This window comes from Neotabrizicola sp. VNH66, from assembly GCF_049445895.1.
Classification (GTDB): domain Bacteria; phylum Pseudomonadota; class Alphaproteobacteria; order Rhodobacterales; family Rhodobacteraceae; genus Pseudogemmobacter.
On record NZ_JBMSDW010000001.1, the window covers coordinates 239,088 to 258,918 of the forward strand.

The 19,831-nt window shown below is 68.0% G+C and carries 16 protein-coding genes; 5 read left to right on the forward strand and 11 right to left on the reverse strand.

All coding sequences use genetic code 11. The features are described 5' to 3' along the window. Positions 1-46: 46 nt before the first annotated feature. Both ACO2Q5_RS01195 and ACO2Q5_RS01200 read right to left on the reverse strand, forming a co-directional pair. Positions 47-2,515, reverse strand: a complete 2,469-nt coding sequence (locus tag ACO2Q5_RS01195) for a GcvT family protein (RefSeq protein WP_423287622.1) — start codon at positions 2,513-2,515, stop codon at positions 47-49. A gap of 52 nt (positions 2,516-2,567) precedes the next feature. Then, the gene (locus ACO2Q5_RS01200; protein WP_423287624.1) at positions 2,568-5,009 is read right to left on the reverse strand and encodes a GcvT family protein; all 2,442 of its coding nucleotides are present in this window, start codon (positions 5,007-5,009) and stop codon (positions 2,568-2,570) included. Between the two features lie 154 nt (positions 5,010-5,163). Here ACO2Q5_RS01200 and ACO2Q5_RS01205 point away from each other — a divergent pair, with 154 nt between their 5' ends. Next, entirely contained in the window at positions 5,164-6,069 is a 906-nt protein-coding gene (locus ACO2Q5_RS01205) for a LysR family transcriptional regulator (RefSeq protein WP_423287626.1), read from the forward strand. Here the strand turns inward: ACO2Q5_RS01205 and ACO2Q5_RS01210 are convergent. Both ACO2Q5_RS01210 and ACO2Q5_RS01215 read right to left on the reverse strand, forming a co-directional pair. Further along, complete coding sequence (locus tag ACO2Q5_RS01210; RefSeq protein ID WP_423287628.1) at positions 6,014-6,688, reverse strand: GntR family transcriptional regulator; 675 nt, start codon at positions 6,686-6,688, stop codon at positions 6,014-6,016. The two genes, ACO2Q5_RS01205 and ACO2Q5_RS01210, sit on opposite strands and share 56 nt — an antisense overlap. Next, complete coding sequence (locus ACO2Q5_RS01215) at positions 6,688-8,025, reverse strand: formimidoylglutamate deiminase (RefSeq protein ID WP_423287630.1); 1,338 nt, start codon at positions 8,023-8,025, stop codon at positions 6,688-6,690. The genes ACO2Q5_RS01210 and ACO2Q5_RS01215 overlap by 1 nt, the downstream gene beginning before the upstream one ends. A gap of 72 nt (positions 8,026-8,097) precedes the next feature. On the opposite strand from ACO2Q5_RS01215, the gene hutI reads away from it, so the two are divergent. The 3 genes from hutI to hutU all read left to right on the forward strand — a co-directional run bounded on the left by hutI (position 8,098) and on the right by hutU (position 12,543). Further along, a complete protein-coding gene (gene hutI / locus ACO2Q5_RS01220; protein WP_423287632.1) occupies positions 8,098-9,261 on the forward strand; it encodes an imidazolonepropionase in 1,164 nt (387 codons plus the stop codon). Continuing rightward, positions 9,254-10,780 carry a histidine ammonia-lyase gene (gene hutH / locus ACO2Q5_RS01225; protein WP_423287634.1) on the forward strand — a complete coding sequence of 509 codons (1,527 nt, stop codon included), beginning with the start codon at positions 9,254-9,256 and terminating at the stop codon, positions 10,778-10,780. Before hutI ends, hutH begins: the two co-directional genes overlap by 8 nt. 80 nt (positions 10,781-10,860) lie before the next feature. Then, positions 10,861-12,543 carry a urocanate hydratase gene (hutU, locus tag ACO2Q5_RS01230; RefSeq protein ID WP_423287636.1) on the forward strand — a complete coding sequence of 561 codons (1,683 nt, stop codon included), beginning with the start codon at positions 10,861-10,863 and terminating at the stop codon, positions 12,541-12,543. Positions 12,544-12,758: 215 nt separating this feature from the next. Here hutU and ACO2Q5_RS01235 read toward each other — a convergent pair whose 3' ends face one another. Further along, positions 12,759-13,685 carry a CehA/McbA family metallohydrolase gene (locus tag ACO2Q5_RS01235; protein ID WP_423287638.1) on the reverse strand — a complete coding sequence of 309 codons (927 nt, stop codon included), beginning with the start codon at positions 13,683-13,685 and terminating at the stop codon, positions 12,759-12,761. Between the two features lie 244 nt (positions 13,686-13,929). On the opposite strand from ACO2Q5_RS01235, the gene ACO2Q5_RS01240 reads away from it, so the two are divergent. Further along, the gene (locus tag ACO2Q5_RS01240) at positions 13,930-14,220 is read left to right on the forward strand and encodes a metalloregulator ArsR/SmtB family transcription factor (RefSeq protein WP_423287998.1); all 291 of its coding nucleotides are present in this window, start codon (positions 13,930-13,932) and stop codon (positions 14,218-14,220) included. A 6-nt stretch (positions 14,221-14,226) separates the two neighbouring features. Here the strand turns inward: ACO2Q5_RS01240 and ACO2Q5_RS01245 are convergent, their stop codons facing one another. From ACO2Q5_RS01245 to ACO2Q5_RS01270, 6 genes are all read right to left on the reverse strand, one after another. After that, a complete protein-coding gene (locus ACO2Q5_RS01245; RefSeq protein WP_423287640.1) occupies positions 14,227-14,958 on the reverse strand; it encodes an SDR family oxidoreductase in 732 nt (243 codons plus the stop codon). After that, positions 14,955-16,643, reverse strand: a complete 1,689-nt coding sequence (locus ACO2Q5_RS01250; RefSeq protein ID WP_423287642.1) for a glycosyltransferase family 4 protein — start codon at positions 16,641-16,643, stop codon at positions 14,955-14,957. Before ACO2Q5_RS01250 ends, ACO2Q5_RS01245 begins: the two co-directional genes overlap by 4 nt. Positions 16,644-16,761: 118 nt before the next feature. Beyond that, a complete protein-coding gene (locus ACO2Q5_RS01255; RefSeq protein ID WP_423287644.1) occupies positions 16,762-17,076 on the reverse strand; it encodes an antibiotic ABC transporter in 315 nt (104 codons plus the stop codon). 121 nt (positions 17,077-17,197) lie between these two features. Further along, positions 17,198-18,013, reverse strand: a complete 816-nt coding sequence (locus ACO2Q5_RS01260) for a cyclase family protein (RefSeq protein WP_423287646.1) — start codon at positions 18,011-18,013, stop codon at positions 17,198-17,200. Positions 18,014-18,216: 203 nt separating this feature from the next. Further along, positions 18,217-18,516 carry a GNAT family N-acetyltransferase gene (locus ACO2Q5_RS01265; RefSeq protein WP_423287648.1) on the reverse strand — a complete coding sequence of 100 codons (300 nt, stop codon included), beginning with the start codon at positions 18,514-18,516 and terminating at the stop codon, positions 18,217-18,219. Between the two features lie 20 nt (positions 18,517-18,536). Further along, positions 18,537-19,805, reverse strand: a complete 1,269-nt coding sequence (locus ACO2Q5_RS01270; RefSeq protein ID WP_423287650.1) for a hemolysin family protein — start codon at positions 19,803-19,805, stop codon at positions 18,537-18,539. Positions 19,806-19,831: the final 26 nt, after the last annotated feature.

Genomic DNA, 19,831 nt, shown 5'->3' on the forward strand with positions numbered 1-19,831 from the left:
TATCCTCCGGGGGTCCGGGGGTGGAAAACCCCCGGTCCGCCCGCTGTCACTGGCGCACCCTTTCCGCCTTCGGATCATACATCGGCGCCAGCGACGCCACCGCCCGGTGCCGCACCCCCGCCACCTCGATCTCATAGGAGGAGGCCAACACCTCTGCCGCGCTTTCGCCCTTGCAGGGCACATAGCCCAAACCGATGGCCCCGCCGAGGAAATGGCCGTAATTGGCCGATGTCACCGGCCCGACAATCCGGCCGTCGCGCACGACCGCCTCGTTGTGGAACAGCATCACCTCGGGGTCCTCCAGCCGGAACTGCACCAGCCTGCGGGAAAGCCCCTCGTCCGCCTTCCGCAGCACCGCCTCGCGCCCGATGAAGCCGGGTTTGGTCTTCGACACCGTAAAGCCCAGACCCGCCTCCAGCACATGGTCTTCGTCGGTGATGTCATGGCCCCAGTGGCGGAAGCCCTTCTCGATCCGGCAGCTGTCCAGCGCATGGATGCCGCAAAGCGCCAGTCCCGGCTCCGCCTCCAGCAGCGTCTCGAACACATGGGCCGCCTGATCGGCGCTGACATACAGCTCCCAGCCCAGTTCGCCCACATAGGTCACCCGATGCGCCCGGGCGAGGCCAAGGCCGATCTCCACCTCGCGCGCGGTCCCGAACGGATGCGCGGCATTGGAGAAATCGGCGGGTGAGACCTTGGCCATCACCTCCCGCGCGCGCGGCCCCATCAGGCACAGCACCGCCTCCGCCGCCGTCACATCGGTGATCACGGCGAAATCATCCCCCAAATGCCGCCGCAGCCAGGCCAGATCGCGCTGCAAGGTTGCCCCCGGCACGACCAACAGGAAGGCCCGCTCGGACAGGCGGGTAACCGTCAGATCGCTTTCGATCCCGCCGCGGGCGTTCAGCATCTGGGTATAGGTGATGCGCCCCGGCGCCACGTCCATCTCCGCCGCGCAGACCCGGTTCAGAAAGGCGCAGGCATCGCGCCCCTCGACCCGGATCTTCCCGAAGGAGGACATGTCGAACAGGCCCACATCCTGCCGCACCGCCAGATGTTCCGCCCGCTGGTTGGCAAACCAGTTCGGGCGGCCCCAGCCATATTGGTATTCCGCCGCCTGCCCCGGCGTGGCGAACCAATTCGCCCGCTCCCACCCGGCCACCTCGCCAAAGACCGCACCCCGCACCTTCAGATGCGCATGCAACGGCGTCCGCCGCACCCCGCGGCTGGTGGCCATCTGGCGATAGGGGTAGTGGTCAGCATAGAGGAGGCCCAGGGTCTCGGTCACCCGCTCGCGCAGATAGCGCCGGTTCTTCTGGAACGGCTGCGCCCGGCGCAGGTCCACATCCCACAGATCGAAGGGCGCCTCTCCGGTCGTGATCCATTCCGCCAGCGCCATCCCCGCCCCGCCGGAGGAGACGATGCCGATGGAATTATACCCCGCCGCCACCCAATAGCCGCCGATCTCGGGCGCAGGCCCCAGATAATAACGGTCGTCCGGCGTGAAACTCTCCGGCCCATTAAAGAAGGTGTGGATGCCCGCGGTCTGGAACAAAGGCATCCGGTTCGCCGCATCCTCCAGAATGGGCGCGAAATGCTCCCAATCCTCGGGCAAAGTGTCGAATTCGAAATCCTCGCGGATGCCGCCCATGCCCCAGGGCTTGGCCACCGGCTCGAAGGCGCCGACCATCATCTTGCCCGCATCGGTCTTGTAATAGGCGCATTCGTCCGGCACCCGCAGCACGGGCATGTCCGTCAGCCCGGGCACGGGTTCCGTCAGCAGATAGAAATGCTCGCAGGCATGCAGCGGCAGCGTCACGCCCGAGCTTGCCGCCAGATCGCGCCCCCACATGCCGCCGCAGTTGATCACCACATCGGCGACAATATGGCCGGCCCCCTCCGGCCCCGCATAATCCACCCCGGTCACTCGCCGCGTGCCGCCGGGGCCCACGCCCTCGGTCACCCGCGTGACCTTCACCCCCTCGCAGATCGTGGCCCCCGCCATCCGCGCGCCCTTGGCCAAGGCCATGGCGATATTCGCGGGGTCGCATTGCCCGTCCCCCGGCAGCCGCACCCCGCCGACCAGCCCGTCGAGGTTCAGCAGCGGATACATCGCGCCAATCTCGGCAGGCGAAATCTCCGCCACCTCCACCCCGAAGATCCGCGCCACCGTGGCCTGCCGCCGCAGTTCCTCCATCCGGTCCGCGGTCTTGGCCACCGTCATCGACCCCACCCGCTTCAGCCCGGTCGCCACCCCGGTCTCCGCCTCCAGCCGGGCGTAAAGATCGGCAGAATATTTCGCCAGCCGCGTCATGTTCTGATTCGCACGCAACTGCCCGATCAGCCCTGCCGCATGCCATGTCGTGCCCGAGGTCAGGCGCTTGCGCTCCAACAGCACCACATCGCGCCATCCCGCTTTCGCCAGATGATAGGCGACCGAGCAGCCGGAAATCCCGCCCCCGATCACCACTGCCCGCGCCCGTTCCGGAACCATCACCACGGTCCGCCCTTTCATCTGTTCATAAATATCCCGGGGGTCCGGGGGCTGGCCCCCGGGCCGCGGCCCGTCACCCGCGCAGCCGTTCGTTCTTCGGATCCCACAAAGGCCCGTCCGCCTGCACCACGGCAGGCACCCGGCGGCCGAAGACCTCGACCTCCACCGCCTGCCCCGGATGGTTCAGATCGGCCCGCAACATGCCCAGCCCGATGCAGGCGCCGACCCGGTGGCCCCATCCGGCGCTCGTCACCTCGCCCACCACCTGATCGCCGGACCAGATGGTGGACATATAGGGCGGATCATACTCACCCGGCTCGATCACCAAAGTGCAGAAGCGTTTCGCCACCCCCCGCTGCCGCTCTGCCTCCAGCGCCGCACGCCCGCGGAACTCCGGTTTCGCCCAGTCGACGAACCGCTCCAGCCCGCCTTGCAGGACGGAGTAGTCGGTGGAGAGATCGCCCTTCCACGCGCGATAACCCTTCTCGATCCGCAGACTGTCCAGCGCGAACATCCCGAAGGGCCGCAGGCCATGCGGCGCCCCCGCCGCCATGACCGCATCCCAGACCGCGGGAGTATCCTCCGGCCGCGTATGAATCTCCCAGCCCAGCTCGCCCGCAAAGCTGACCCGCGCCAGCCAGACCGGCCGCCCGGCGATCCGCGCCGCCTGATGGCTCAGCCATGGGCGCGCCAGATCGGCCTCGGCGCCCGCCGCCTGCAACACCGCCCGCGCCAAGGGCCCGGTCAGAATCTGGCACGACCAGTCCGCGCTTTCGTCCGACAGCGACAACCCCGGCGCCAGATGCCGCTCCAGCCAGCCACGGTCATGCAGCTGCGCCGTGGCCGCGGTGATCAGCAGGAATTCCTCCGCCCCCATCCGCGCCACCGACATTTCGGTGACGATCCGCCCCTTGTCGTCGGCGAAATAGGCCAGCCCCAGCCGCCCTTCACCCGGCAACCGCCCGGTGATCTGCCGGGTCAGCCACTCCGCCGCGCCCTGCCCGCTCAGCCGGAACCGTGAAAACCCCGGCAGATCCAGAATCCCGCAGGCATCGCGCACCGCGGCGCATTCCTCGGCCACCGCCGCGGCCCAAGGCCCCTGCCGCGCCCATGTCCTTTGCGCGGCCTCGGATGTGTCATCCCCCGGCCGCGCATACCACAAAGCCCGCTCATAGCCGTTATACGGCCCGAACTGCGCGCCAAGCGCCGCGGTCCGGTCATGCACCGCCGAGGTCCGCTTCATCCGCCCCGCAGGCCAGGCGTGATGCGGGAAATGCACCGCATATTCATGGCCATAGACTTCCTTGCCCTTGGCCACGCAATAATCGTGATCCTCCCAGCCGGTGAAGCGCCGCGGGTCGCAGGACCACATGTCCCATTCCGTCGCGCCCTCGGTCACCCATTCGGCCAGCACCTTGCCTGCGCCGCCCGCCTGACAGATGCCGAAGGTGAAGACGCAGGCCTCGAACGCGTTCGGCACCCCCGGCATCGGCCCGATCAGCGGGTTTCCGTCCGGCGTGTAGGGAATGGGGCCGTTGATCACCTTCTGCAGGCTGGCCTTCTCCAGCAGAGGCACCCGGGCCATGGCATCGGCGATATGCCATTCCAGCCGCTCCAGATCATCGGGGAACAGCTGAAAGCTGAAATCTTCCGGAACCGGATCATCCGGCGTCGCCCAATGCGCCCGGCAGGGGTTTTCATAGGGCCCAAGGTTGAACCCCATCTTCTCCTGCCGCAAATAATAGCTGGAATCCACATCGCGCAGCAGCGGCAGCTTGTGCCCCACCTCGGCCGACCATTGCGCCAGTTCGGGGATGGTGTCGAACAGCAGATACTGATGGCTCATCACCATCATCGGCACCCGCCGCCCGAACAAGGCCCCCACCTGCGCGGCATAATAGCCGCCCGCATTCACCACATATTCGGCCCGCACCTCGCCCTTTGGCGTGGTCAGCACCCAATCCGCCCCGGTCCAGCGCGCCGCTGTCACCGGGCAGAACCGCTCGATCCGCGCGCCCATCTGGCGCGCGCCGGTGGCCAATGCCTGCGTCAGCTGCGCCGGGTCGATGTCGCCGTCATAGGGGTCATACAAGGCACCGGTCAGGTCGTGGGTCTCGACAAAAGGATAGCGCCCGCGCAGGTCCTCCGGCCCCAGAATATCAAGATCCATGCCCTGATACCGGCCCATCCCCGCCACACGCCGAAACTCCAGCAGCCGCTCGGCCGTATGGCCCAGCCGGACCGATCCGGTGACATGATAATTCATCGGATAGCCGACCGCGTCCCCGAGGCCGCGATAAAGCTGCGCCGAATAGCGCTGCATGTTCATGATCGACCAGCTGGAGGAAAACGTCGGCACATTCCCCGCCGCGTGCCATGTGCTGCCCGCCGTCAGCTCGTTCTTCTCCAGAAGGATGCAGTCGGTCCAGCCCGCCTTGGCCAGATGATACAGCGCCGACACCCCGACCGCGCCGCCGCCGATCACCGCCACCCGCGCGCTTGCAAATTCCGTCATCGGCCGCTCCCTCTTCCGCTCCGCCAGCATCGCGCGAAGCCCTGCCCCTTTCAATTCGGCCGTCCGGCGGCTATTGATCGGAAAACCCGATCAGCCCCTTCCTCTTGATCCAAATACTCTGGGGGTCCGGGGGTGAAACCCCCGGGCGCAGCCGATGCAGACCGACCTTCTCGATACGTTCCTCGACCTTGCCGAAACCCGCAGCTTCCACCGCACGGCGGAACGGATGGGGATCACCCAATCCACCGTCTCGGCCCGGCTTCTGGCGCTGGAGACCGCGCTTGGCGTGCGACTCTTCGACCGGTCCCGCGCGGGCACCGACCTCACGACCGAGGGGAAAAGGTTCGAACCGCATGCCCGCAGCCTGCGCCATGAATGGAACGAAGCGCGGCGGCGCATCCTTGTGCCCGCCGGCGCCGGACATCTGGCGCGGCTCGGCATCCAGAACGATCTCGCCGCGATCCATCTGGGCGACTGGGTTGCCGATTTCCGCCGCGAATATCCCGAAACCGCCTTTTATATCGAGCCGGATTATTCCAACCAGATGTGCGCGGATCTTCTGACCGGCACGCTGGATTTCGCGGTGATGTTCAGCCCCAAGCCGCACCCCGACCTGCATTTCGAGACGCTGGGCGATGTGGGCTACCGCATGGTCTCCACCCTCACCGACCGGCTCGCCGATGTGCGCCCCGAGAGTTTTGTTTTCGCGCATTTCTCCCCCGCATTCGAGGAGCTGCACCGCCAGACCACTCCACAGCTGACCACCTCGCCCGTCTCGGTCGGGCAATCCGGCTCGGTCGTGTCGCTGTTGCTGGCCATGGGGGGCACCGGCTATGTGCTGGATCAGACCGCGCAGGAACTGATCGCTGCAGGCCGCGTCCGCACGGTGGAAGAGGCGCCGGTGCTGCGCCAGCCGGTCTATGCCGCCATGCATATCCGCCACCGCATCACGCCGCTGCACCGGCGGCTGACGCGGATCGTCGGGCGGCATCTGGCGCGGCGGATCAAAGCTGCATCACCACCCGATAGCCCGGGACATGAGACTGACGCACCAGCGTGATCGGCCCGGCGGTGCCTACGGTCACCCGCTCGGTCACGAAGACCGGGGTGTCCGGGGCGATGGCCAAGGCTTGCGCCGCGGCCCCCGCGGGCCCCGCGGAAAAAACCAGATCGCCCGAGACGAAGGGCACCTCGGCCACCAGCCATTCATTCGCGGTGACCGTGGCGAAATCCGGCAGCGGCGGCAGCGCAGCAGGGTTCAGCCACCGCGTCTCGAACACCTGCGGGCGGCCGTCGGCAAGATGCAGCGTTTCGAGATAAAGGCCGGGCGTGCCGCCGGGCAGTCCCATCCGCATCGCGGCTTCGTCAGGGATCGGGGCCTCATGGCGCGCCAGCAGGCGGAAGGCATAGACGGCACCCGTCGCCTCCACCTCGCGCCGCAGGACGGGGATATCCAGCCGTGCCCGGCGGGTGGGCAGCGCCGCCACCCTTGTGCCCGCGCGTTTCTTCCGTTCGACAAATCCCTCATCGGCCAGCGCCTGCATCGCCCGGTTGACCGTGGCCCGCGCCACGCCATAATCCGCAGCGATCTGCTCCTCACCCGGGATCAGCGCGCCGGGCGGCCATTCCCGTGCGCGAATTCGGTCCAGAACCGCGGCGCGGATATCCTCCCACCCCATCACAGGGCCCCGCGCAGCCGCTGAAGCACCTTGCGGAATCGCGCCGCCACTGCGTCGCGCGCGATGTGCCGCCCGTCCTGCACGATATGCCGCCCGGCCGACCACAGATCGGTGACCAGCCCGTCGTCGCCCGCAAAGACGAAAGCGTCCAGTACCGCATCGCCCTGCAACCCCTCCAGCGCCAGCGACCGCGTGTCCAGCAGCGTCAGATCGGCCCAAGCCCCCGGTGCGATCCGCCCGGCATCGCGGCCCGCCGCCTGCGCCCCGCCGCGCGCGGACTCCTCGATCAGCACCCGCCCGGTGGAGCGGGCATCGGCCAGCACCGCCCGTGCGCGGTCACGCAGCCGCTGGCTGTACTCCAGAAGCTGCAGCTCTTCGCGCAGCGAGATGCGGACATTGCTGTCCGATCCCACGCCCCAGACGCCCCCCGCTGCGCGCCAGCCGGTGCCGTCAAAAATGCCGTCGCCCAGATTGGCCTCGGTGATCGGGCACAGACCCGCCACCGCGCCGGTGGCGGCCAGCGCGGCGGTCTCTCCCGCGGTCATCTGCGTCGCATGGATCATGCACCACCGCCCGTCCAAGGGCAGGTTGGCCAAGGCCCAGTCCACCGGGCGGGCACCATAGGCGGCCTGCACCTCGGTCACTTCGGCCATCTGCTCTGCAATGTGGAGGTGGACCGGCCCCGATGTCAGCCCGGCCACCTGTGCCAGCGACCCGCGCGACACCGCCCGCAGCGAATGCGGCGCGACACCGGTCCGGCCATCCGGCAGCACCTTCACATGCTCAGAAGATGCTTCAAGAATGTCATAGTAAGATTTGAAATCATTTCCAAATCTCAGTTGTCCGCCCGCCAGTTTCCGCCCGTCGCAGCCCCCCTGTTCATACAGAACCGGCAACAGCGTCAGACCCAGTCCGGTCTCCTTTGCGGCCTGCACGATCCGGGCTGCCATCTCGGCCGGGTCGTCATAGATTTGCCCGTCAACCCCATGATGCAGATAGTGAAACTCGGCCACCGCACCAAACCCGGCCTCGGCCATTTCGACCATGACCTGCGCGGCAATGGCCTGCACATCCTCGGGGGAAAGCTGCTCCAGAAAGCGGTACATCAGCGTCCGCCAGGTCCAGAAACTGTCCTGTCCAGCGGTCCGTGCCTCCGTCAACCCGGCCATCGCGCGCTGGAACATATGGCTGTGCAGGTTTACGGGCGCCGGGATCAGGCAGCCCCGCCCGCCCGGCACATCCCGCTGCACGGTGGCAATGCGCCCGCCCGCCACTGACACCACCACATCCCGCGCCCACCCCTCGGGCAGAAGCGCCTGTTCCGCATGGATCCGCATCGAGACCTCGCTTGACGGATGAATTATGTATAGACATATTAAACGCCGACTCGGGCGAAAGGCAAGTCCGCAATGCTTCTGACAAACGCGCTTCTGGCCACAGATGGCCCCGCCACTCCCGGCCATGTGCTGCTGGAGGGCGACCGTATCCTGTCCTGCGGCCCGGACTTGCCGGCCCCTTCCGGCCCGCGGCTGGACTGCGGCGGCCGCCTGCTGACCCCCGGCCTGATCGACAGCCACAGCCACGCGGTCTTTGCCGGATCGCGCGCGGCGGAATTCGAGGCCCGGCTGAACGGCGCCTCTTATGAGGAAATCGCACGTCAGGGCGGCGGCATCCTCTCTACCGTGCGCGCCACCCGCGCCGCGTCCGAGGCGGAGTTGCTGGCGCAAAGCCTGCCCCGCATCGACCAGATGATCGCCGCGGGCGCCACCACGATCGAGGTGAAATCCGGCTACGGCCTGACCGTCGCGGGCGAGTTGAAGATGCTGCGCGTGGCCCGCGCCATCGAAGGCGCGCGCCCGGTCCGGGTCGTGACGACCCATCTGGCCGCCCATGCCCTGCCGCCCGAATTCACCGACCGCGCCGCCTATATCGCCGAAGTGGCGATCCCCTCGCTGCGCGCAGCCCATGCCGAAGGTCTGGCGGATGCCGTCGATGCCTTCTGCGAGGGGATCGCCTTTTCGCCCGACGACCTGGAACCGCTGTTCACCGCCGCCCGCGCCCTTGGCCTGCCGGTCAAACTGCATGCCGAGCAGCTGTCGAACCTTGAAGGCGCCGCCTTCGCCGCCCGCCATGGCGCGCTGTCGGTGGATCACGTGGAATATCTCTCGCCTGCCGGGATCGCGGCGCTGCGGGCTGCGGGCACCGTCGCTGTGATCCTGCCTGGCGCGTTCTATACCCTGCGCGAGACGCAACAGCCCCCGGTCGCCGCCCTGCGCGCGGCGGGCGTGCCCATGGCGGTGGCCAGCGATCTGAATCCCGGCACCTCTCCGCTGGCCTCGCTGCCCTTGGCGATGAACATGGCCTGCACCCTCTTCCGCATGACCCCGGCCGAGGCTTTGGCGGGCGTCACGCATCACGCCGCCCGCGCGCTCGGACTGACCGACCGCGGCCGCATCGCCCCCGGACAGCGGGCCGATCTCATCCTCTGGGACACCGACCACCCGGCTGAACTCAGCTACCGGATCGGCGGCCCGGCCATCCACACCCGCATTTTCGGAGGCCAGATTGGCTGAAATCCTGATCCCCGGCGAAACCACCCTTGCACAGCTTGAACGGATCTGGCGCGACGGCGCGGCGGCACGGCTGGACGACAGCGCCCGCCCGGCCGTCGAGGCCGCCGCTGCCCGCATCGCACAGGCCGCCGCCGGCGATGTCCCGGTCTATGGGGTGAACACCGGCTTCGGCAAACTCGCCAGCCTGAAGATCGCACCGCAGGACACGGCAAAGCTTCAGGAAAACCTGATCCTCTCGCATTCCTGCGGCGTGGGGGAACCGATGCCCCGCGCCACCGCCCGGCTGATGATGGCGCTGAAGCTCCTTTCGCTCGGCCGCGGCGCCTCGGGCGTGCGCTGGCAGGTCATCGCACTGTTGCAGGACATGCTGGCCGCGGGCGTCACCCCGGTGATCCCGGCGCAGGGTTCGGTCGGCGCTTCGGGCGATCTGGCCCCCTTGGCCCATATGGCCGCGGTCATGCTGGGGCATGGTGAGGCAGAGTTAGCAGGACACATCCATTCCGGCGCCGAAGCCCTTCGTCTGGCAGGTCTTTCTCCGATCATCCTTGGCCCGAAAGAAGGGCTCGCACTGATCAATGGCACCCAGTTTTCCACGGCTTACGCGCTGGCAGGCCTCTTCGACGGCTGGCGCGCGGCGACCGAGGCGCTGACCGTCTCAGCGCTCTCCACCGATGCGATCATGGGATCGACCGCGCCGCTGGAGCCGGAAATCCATGCCCTGCGCGGCCAGCCCGGCCAGATCGCCGCCGCCGCCTTCCTGCGGGCGGCCCTGACCGGCAGCGCCATCCGCGACAGCCACCGTGAAGGCGACAGCCGCGTGCAGGACCCCTATTGCATCCGCTGCCAGCCGCAGGTGACCGGCGCCGCGATGGACGTCCTGCGCATGGCCGCCCGCACGCTGGAGACCGAGGCGAATGCCGCCACCGACAATCCCCTTGTCCTAAGCGATGGCCAGATCGTCTCCGGCGGGAATTTCCATGCGGAACCCGTGGGCTTTGCCGCCGATATGATCGCCATGGCCCTGGCCGAGATCGGCGCCATCGCGCAACGCCGGGTGGCCCTGATGGTGGACCCGACGCTCAGCTTCGACTTGCCCGCTTTCCTGACCCCGAAACCGGGCCTGAACTCCGGCCTGATGATCGCCGAGGTGACCACCGCCGCCCTGATGAGCGAGAACAAGCACCTCGCCCATCCGACGGTGATCGACTCGACCCCCACCTCCGCCAACCAAGAGGATCACGTCTCCATGGCCGCCCATGGCGCCCGCCGTCTGGGCCGGATGGTGGCGAACCTCCAGCACATTCTGGGGGTCGAGGCGATGTGCGCCGCGCAAGGCGTGGAATTCCGCGCGCCGCTGCTGACCTCCGCTCCCCTCCAGCGCAGCCTCGCCGCCCTCCGCGCCGAAGTCCCCGCCCTGACCGATGACCGCTACATGGCCCCGGATCTTGCCGCCGCCGCCCGGCTGATTGCCGAAGGCGCCCTTGGCACCGCCACCGGCCTGCCGCTTCCGACGCTCTGATTTCATCTGTTCACAAATATCCCGCGGGGGTCCGGGGGCTGCGCAAGCCCCCGCTCCGCGGCCAGCCAGGGAAACCGACCATGACCAATCCGCGCCACAACGCCCGCGACATCTTCCCCCCGACCGGCCCCGAGATCACCGCCCGTTCCTGGCAGACCGAGGCGGCGATGCGGATGCTGATGAACAACCTCCACCCCGATGTGGCGGAAAACCCGCATGAGCTGGTGGTCTATGGCGGCATCGGCCGCGCCGCCCGCACCTGGGCCGATTTCGACCGCATCGTCGCCGCGCTGAAAGACCTCGGCCCCGAAGAAACGCTGCTCGTCCAGTCGGGCAAGCCGGTCGGCGTCTTCCGCACCCATGCCGATGCGCCGCGGGTGCTGATCGCCAATTCGAACCTCGTCCCGCATTGGGCCAACTGGCAGCATTTCAACGAATTGGACCGCAAGGGCCTGATGATGTACGGCCAGATGACCGCCGGGTCGTGGATCTACATCGGCACGCAGGGCATCGTGCAGGGCACCTATGAAACCTTTGCCGAAGCCGGGCGCCAGCATTACGGCGGCAACCTCAAAGGCCGCTGGATCCTGACCGGCGGCCTTGGCGGCATGGGCGGCGCACAGCCCCTCGCCGCCGTCATGGCCGGCGCCTGCTGCCTCGCGGTCGAAGTGGACGAGACCCGGATCGACTTCCGCCTGCGCACCCGCTACCTCGACGCCAAGGCCCGCACGCTGGACGAGGCTCTGGCGCTGATCGCCGACTGGACCGCGAAGGGAGAGGCGAAATCCGTGGGCCTTCTGGGCAATGCGGCCGAGGTCTTCCCCGAGCTTCTGCGCCGGATGAAAGACGGCGGCCCCCGCCCGGATATCGTCACCGACCAGACCAGCGCCCATGACCCGCTGCACGGCTATTGCCCCGCGGGGTGGAGCCCGGCCGACTGGCGCGCGAAACAGGAAACCGCCCCCGCCGAGGTGGAACAGGCCGCCCGCGCCAGCATGCGCGCCCATGTCGAGGCGATGGTCGGCTTCTGGAATGCGGGCGTGCCGACGCTGGATTACGGCAACAACATCCGTCAGGTCGCGCAGGACGAAGGGCTGGAGAATGCCTTCGCCTTCCCCGGCTTCGTCCCCGCCTATATCCGTCCGCTGTTCTGCAAGGGCATCGGCCCGTTCCGTTGGTGCGCCCTCTCCGGCGACCCCGAGGATATCCGCAAGACGGATGCCGCGATGAAGCGCCTGTTCCCCGACAATGCCCACCTGCACCGCTGGCTGGACATGGCGGGGGAGCGGATCGCCTTTCAGGGCCTGCCCGCCCGCATCTGCTGGATCGGCCTCGGCGACCGCCACCGCGCCGGGCTGATGTTCAACGAAATGGTGGCCAGCGGAGAGCTGAAGGCCCCCATCGTCATCGGCCGCGACCATCTGGACTCCGGCTCCGTCGCCTCGCCCAACCGCGAGACCGAGGCGATGATGGACGGCTCGGATGCCGTATCGGACTGGCCGCTCCTGAACGCACTCCTGAACACCGCCTCGGGCGCGACCTGGGTCAGCCTGCACCATGGCGGCGGGGTGGGCATGGGCTTCAGCCAGCATTCCGGCATGGTCATCGTCGCCGATGGCACCGATGAAGCGGCCCGGCGGCTGGAGCGGGTGCTGTGGAACGATCCCGCCACCGGGGTGATGCGCCATGCCGATGCCGGCTATGACATCGCAAAAGACCATGCCCGTGCCATGGGGCTGACCCTGCCCGGCATCCTGGGCTGACACGGCGGGCACTTCGGACGCGGGCGCAAAGACGGGGGGCCAGCCCCCCGGCCTTCGGCTCCCCCCGGGATATTTGGACAAAGTGGAATTGCAGTTCCAGTTTGCACAAATATCCCCGCCGGAGGCCTTCCCGAGCCGGTTGGCGCTTGCGCCAGAGGCGAGGCAAAAGGCGTGCGGCCGCGCGCGGATGCGCGGCCGCTCCATTCTGCGACGGGTCAGTCGCGCCAGACCGGGTTGGTCCAGGCCCGCCGTCCCGCCGCGTCGACCACAACGGCCCGGATCCACGGGCTTTCGCCGCGCCAGCGCAGCGGCACCTCGGCCCGGGTCATCGAAGCCCCATGCACCGCATTGGCCGACACCCCCGACCCGAGCGCGATGACCGATACCGCGGCCGAGCATTCCACCACGATCCGGTCGCCCTCCACCCGGAAATCCCGGATCTCTGGGCCTTGCGTCGCGTAGAAATCGCCGCGTTTCAGCGCGGCCAGCAGTGCCTCGGGCGTGTTCTCGGTGGATTTCACCATGGTCCAGCCGCCGAAATGGTCCGGCTCGTGGAAATGCGCATCATCGGTGGCGATGAGCGAGAGCCTGCGCCCCTCGGTCAGCAACAGATCCGCAATCGCCGCGCCATCTGCCCGGTCGGCCCCGGTCGCGCAGCCGTGGTTGTAGATTTCCACCGCATGGGCGGCGGTGATGCCGCGGGCATCCTCCAGCGTCAGGCCGGACCATTGCGGATGGGCGATGGCGACGAAAGCCCCCGCCGCCACCGCACGGGCGGCAATCTCGGCCCCGGTTTCCTGCCCGGGCTTCGGGCTGAAATCCGGGCTGTCGGAGGGGGCGAAATCCGCGGGCAGCCCCACGGCCAGGATATGCCACAGCTCTCCGTTCGCCATGGCACCGGAATGCAACTCAGCCCCCAGGATGGTGGTAAAGCTATCGGTGCGGAACGGCACGGTATCCACCAAAGGATAGTCGTACGCGCCGACGAAATGGTCGGTCAGGGCAAGGAAATCATAGCCTTCGTCGCGGTAGCGGCGGCAGACCTCCTCGGGCTTCAGCACCCCGTCCGACCGGCTGGAATGGGTATGAAGGTTGCCGCGCCAGAAGCGGCCCGGGGCGGTGAAGGCGGAATGGCGGATCATCGGTCTCTCCTATCGGGGGCGGCCCGTGCCCGGCGATCCTTGCCGGGCGCGGCGCCTTCCGCAAGCGGTGTTGCACAGCGCATCGGGCCTGCCCATGGCCGCAGGGTTGCGGACATGCTATGGCATACATAACTTCACATTCAGAGATGTGACGATGATGACGGACAGCCCCCTTTCCCTGCACGACACCGATCCGTCCGCCCCTGCGGCACGGGGCGGTTGCGACAGCCTGCCGCCCGAGGAGATGCTGCGGCAGGCCACGGCGGCGGCGGGCTTTCTCAAGGCGCTGAGCCATGAGGGGCGGCTGATGATCCTGTGCCATCTGGCCGCGGGCGAGAAATCGGTGACCGAGCTGGAGCAGCTTCTTTCCAGCCGGCAGGCCGCCATCAGCCAGCAGCTGGCCCGGCTGCGGCTGGAGGGGCTGGTGGCCACGCGGCGCGACGGCAAGGCGATCTTCTACTCGATCCAGGACCCCAAGGTGCGCCGCACAATTGAACTGGTCTATGACATGTTCTGCCGGCCCGCGGCGGGCTAAGGCCGATCAGCCCCGTCCGTAAAGCGGCATGTCGCGGGCCATCACCGTCAGGAACGGGATGTTCACGTCCAGAGGCAGCCCGGCCATATGCAGCACCGCATCCGCCACATGGGCCACATCCATCACCGGCTCGGCCCGGATGGTACCATCCGCCTGCGGCACGCCCTTGGGGAAGGCCGCGGCCATCTCGGTCAGGGCATTGCCGATGTCGATCTGGCCGCATGCGATATCGAAATTCCGCCCGTCCAGCACAAGCGTCTTGGTCAGCCCGGTCACCGCATGTTTCGACATGGTATAGGGCGCCGATCCCGGCCGCGGCCGGTCCGCGCTGATCGAGCCGTTGTTGATGATCCGCCCGCCCTGCGGGGCCTGCCGCCGCATCAGGCCAAAGGCCGCCCGGGCACACAGGAACATGCCGGTGATATTGGTCTGGCACAGGCGCAGCCAGTCCTCCACCGCGATCTCGTCAATCGGGCGGCCGGGGAGAGAGGTGCCCGCATTGTTGAACAGCACGTCCAGACGGCCCCATTCGGACTCGAGTGTCGCAAAGGCGGCCTCGACCGCGGCCGGATCGCCCACATCGGCGGGCAGGATCAGGGCGGGGGCGGCCCCGGCTGTCTCCTCCAGCGCAGCCACCCGGCGGCCCATCAGCGCGACCTGCCAGCCCTCGTCCAGAAAGCGGCGGGCGACGGCGCGGCCGATGCCCGCCCCCGCCCCGGTGATCAGGATGGTCTTCATTCCGCCTCCCCGGCATAGCCATATTTCATCAGCCACAAAAGCGCCCGCGCCACGGCGCGCTGGCCCAGACCGCCCGCCTTTGCCGCCCCGGCCACCGTCAGGCCGGCCCGCCCGGCACTGGCCAGGGCGTCCAGCGTGCGCTGCACCGTTTCGGCACTGTCGAACTGGCGCCGGGTGGCCGCATAGTCGCGCAGGAGGAGCATCTGGGCCACGGCGGGCAGATCGGCCCCGGTCGCGCGGTAGCGCCGGGCCGGATCGGGGCCGGTGCGGCTGGGATAATCGGCAAAGAACAGCCCCGGCGCCGGGCCGGGTGGCAAGGCACCCGGCCGGTAGGCCGGCGGGGCGGAGTCCGCGGCCAGCGCCGCCGCCGCCATCGCCGCCTGTTCGGCCCAAAGCGCCTGATACTGCGGGATCACCACCGACCAGTCATAGAATGCCCGCACCCGGGCCCGGCCGGCCGCGCCCATCTGCCGCCGCAAGACAGGATCGCGGGCCAGCGCCACCACAGCCGCCGTCAGCGGCCCCAGTTCGATCCGGGTCATTGCCGACAACTGGCCCAGATATTGCGCGTAATTGTCGGTCCCGCCAAAATAGCGGCTGCCCAGATGCGCCGTCAGATCGGCCCGCGCCGCCTCGGTCGGGATACGGATGCCGCAATCGGGTGTCACCGTATCCTTCATCCCGTCCCAGTCCGACACGATGACCGGCAGGCCCGCGGCCATGGCCTCGATCGGGGCAAGACCAAAGGTTTCCTGCACATTGTCGATGGGAAAGAGGAAGATGTCAGCCCCGGAAAGGGTGGCACGCCGCTCTGCCGCATCGCCGCCATCCAGAAGATGGAAGCCCACCTCCGGCATCAGCGCCGCCGCACCGTTTGCAAAAACCGCATGCGCAGCCTTGTCGCGGAACTGGCCGCACAGGAACAGATGCAGGCGCCCTGTCCCCACAAGTTGCCGCTGCGCCTCGGCCAGGGCCAGATAGACCGGCAGCGGGTCGAATTTCTCATGCGGGGTCAGCCGGGCGATGATGGCGCAGGCCACATCCTCGGGCCCCAGCCCGAGCCGCTTGCGCAGGGCCTGGCCCGCCGCGGGATCGGGAGTGAAATCGCCGGAATTCACCCCCAGCGGAATGACCGGTAGCAGGGGCCGCGGCGGCACAGCACCGAAACGCGCGGACAGATGGGCATCCGTCAGTTCCATCTGCCCCGAGACCGAGGCATGGACCGCGCGCGAGGTGCAGATCACCGCATCCCATGGCATCTGGGGCGCGGCGCGCAGGTCGAACAGGCCCTGCATCACCGCGCTGGTGGCGGTCGTATGGGTGATGCCGCAGATCGCCCAGGCTGCCCCGCCGGACATGGCCCGGCGCCAGCATTCGATGGCGAAATTCGGGCTGGGAAAGCTGACGACCGACAAGGGCGCAATGTCCACGGGCCGTTCCAGCCGGGCGCCGCGCACGGGCCGGGTCACGCCTGCCCGGGCGGCAAATTCCCGGAAATGCGCCTCATCGCCCGAGCCATGGGTCAGGCAGACGAATTCCTCTGCCTCGGCATGGGCAAAGAACCCGCGCAGAAAGCTTTCGCCCGCGACACGGCGGCCGTTGATCCCCTTGGATTTCGGATCGTATCCGTCAGGGGCATACCAGATCGCCGCATTGGCCGTCCGCCCGTGCCCCTGATCCTGCATTCTGACCTCCGCTGCCCCTGCGCCCATGGTTAGGGGGACGGGGCAACGGGGGCAAGCGTGGTGTGGCGACGACGGGCCCGTGGCTGTCAGGGGGCGACTGCCCGTCTACGACCGTCCGTCAGTCCGCTGCGCGCGACAGGCGCCGCGCATTGGCGCGGGTGCGCCGCCGCACCGGCTTCAGCGCGGCCTCGGCCACGGCGGCCGCCGATCCGCCGCGCGCCATGGTGTTCAGCGCGGCCATCTGCGCCTCGTGCAGGGCCTCCAGCTTTTCGGTCACCATCCGCATCCCCTCGCCCGAGGAGACCGGCCAGAACCCGGCAAAGCCCATCAGGCGCAGGGAAATGACCATCTGCGCTTCGGACAGCATGGCGGTGGACCGCAGCCCAAGGCTGAGCATCTCGGCAGGCGAGGGGAAAAAGGGGCTGGCGAACATGGCGGGCGGGGTCCTTTTGGGTCGTAATGCGGGCGCAGATTGCAGCGTGCAGAAGGGGCCGCCGGTCAGGGCGGGTGCCCCTGCGGACGGCGCACCACCGGAGGGGACCCCGCCGCCATGGTCAGACCAGCGCCAGAACGCGCGCCGGGCCGCCGGTGCCGCCCGCATGTTTCGGTGCCCCGATGAAGACGGTGGCCCCCTTCGCGGGCACCTGATCCAGCCCGGCCAGACATTCGATGCCAAAGCGCCCGCCGGGCAGCCAGCTGGTGTGCACCGCGAAATCGGCCGAATTGCCGGGGTCCAGCGACAGGCTGTCCACCCCGATGCAGGCCACATCCATCGTGGCCAGAAGATCCGTCGCCGCCTTGGAGAACCCCGGGAAGGCAAAGGCCCCTTCCGGCGTGTTGCGGAAAGCGGGCGTCGCCACCTTGTCGGCCCAGCCAGAATTCATCGCCACGCAGGCGCCCGCGGGAATTTCGCCATTGGCTGAAATCCAGGCCTCGATATCCGCGGGCTCGACCATGGCATTCGCATCTTCGGCGGCCTTGGCCTTCAGGTCGATCACGCAAAGCGGGCAGACCAGCCGCTCCACCGGCAGATCGGCGACCGAGGTGCCGTCGGCGGTGAAATGCAGCGGCGCGTCGATATGGGTGCCGGTGTGTTCGTAGATGGTCAGCTTCCACAGCTGATAGCCCGAATCCTCGAACTTGACGGCGGGTTCGTAGATGATGCCGGGCACGCCGTCGAAGGTGGGAAAGCTGCTGTCATATTTGTGGGTCAGGTCCACGACCTTGCCCGCGGCCTGCGCCAGCGCCGGGCGGGCGGTGACCAGCGCCGAAGCCATGACCGCAGCGGTCGTGGCCGCAGCCCCGCTGAACAGAGCCCTCCGCGACAGCATCGAGGATTTCACGGAATCGATCACGCAGGCGTTGCACATGAACCTTGTCCCCTTTGTCCCCATTGCGGCCCTTTGACACCGCCGGATGGATTGCGTTGCACCCCGGTCACATCAGCGTGCCGGTTTTGTAACGTTCCATCCCGATGCGGGCGAGGTCAAGCCGTCAAAGACGCACCACAGATGTCGCAAATGTGCGACGATCCGCACCGGAATTCAGTTGACGGGGCGGGCCGGACCGCGACCTACCACTGAATGACGTCGGCCAGCGCCTCGCGGTGCTTCATTGCATGGGCGCGGACAAACGGGCACAGCGGCACGATCCGCTGTCCCTTGGCGCGGGCGTCGGCGATCAGCCGTTCGGCCAAAGCCTTGGCCACGCCCATGCCGCGCATGCTGTCGGGCACATAGGTGTGGTCCGCGATGATCAGCTTGTCCGTCACCTTGGAAAGCGTCAGCTCCCCCTCGCCCGCGGCCCCCGGGGCGGTGGCGGCATATCGGCCCTTGGTCTCGGTCTCGGTGAACGTGATGGTCAGGTCGGCCATTGCAGTCTCCTTCAGCAGGGTCAGAGTTTCGAGACCAGAACCTTGTCGATCCTGAGCCCGTCCATGTCGATCACCTCGAACGAATGGCCCTCCACCCGGACCAGATCGCCAAGCGCGGGCATATGGCCCAGCTGGTGCAGCACCAGCCCCGCCACCGTATCGTAATCCCCGGCCAGACCGCGCGGCAGGCCCATCCGGTCACAGAATTCATCGGCCGGCATCCAGCCCGCCACCAGAAGGCTGCCATCGCCGCGTTCCACCAGCGCGGGCTCGTCGCCCTCATTCGCGGCCTCGGCCCCGGTGATCGCCTCCAGAAGGTCGGCCGTGGTGATGATGCCTTCGAAATGGCCGTACTCATCATAGACCAGCGCCAGCCCGTGATCGGACTTTTGCAGCACCTCGACCACGTCCAGCGCCTCCATCCGGTCATGCACCACCGGAACCTCGCGCACCAGCGCCTTCAGATCCACGGTTTCGCGGCGCGAAACGGCCTGGAACACATCGGCCAGCAGGACGATGCCGACGATATCGCCCGCTTCATCCGCCACCGGCATGCGGGCCCGGGCAATCTTGCGGATCGCGGCCACCGCTTCGGTCGAGGTGGCGTTCAGCGGCAGCGCCTCCACCTCTTGCCGCGGCGTCATCAGGCTGCGCGCCATCCGGTCCGACAGGCGCATGACCCCGGTCATCATCGCGCGCTCTTCATCCTCCAGGACGCCACCTTCCTGTGCCTCGGCCAGAAGGACATGGACCTCTTCCTCGGTCACACGGCTGTCGCTGGCGCCCCGCTGGCCCAGCAGCCAGAGCACCGTCTTACCCGAGATATCGAGGAAGAAGACGATGGGCGCCGCCACGATCGAGATCACATGCATCAGCGGCGCCACGCGGATCGCCACCGCCTCGGGGTTGCGCAGCGCCAGCTGCTTGGGCACCAGTTCACCCACGATCAGGCTGACATAGGTGATCGCCACCACGACGCCGCCCACGCCCAGACGACTGGCCCAGACCGGGTCCATACCCTGCAGCGCCAGCCAGTCCTCCAGCCGCTCACCCAAGGTATCGCCGGCCAGCGCACCCGACAGGATGCCCACGGCGGTAATGCCGATCTGGACCGAGGACAGGAACCGCCCCGGATTCTCGGCCAGACGCAGGGCGATTCGCGCGCCGCGGCTTTTGCCCTCCTGCGACTTCAGCCGCGCGGGGCGTGCGGAGACGATGGCCAGTTCAGACATGGCCAGAACGCCATTCAGCACGATCAGCGCCAGAATGACGAGGATATCGGTGATCATCGGGGTCCTTCCCTGCGGGAAGTGCC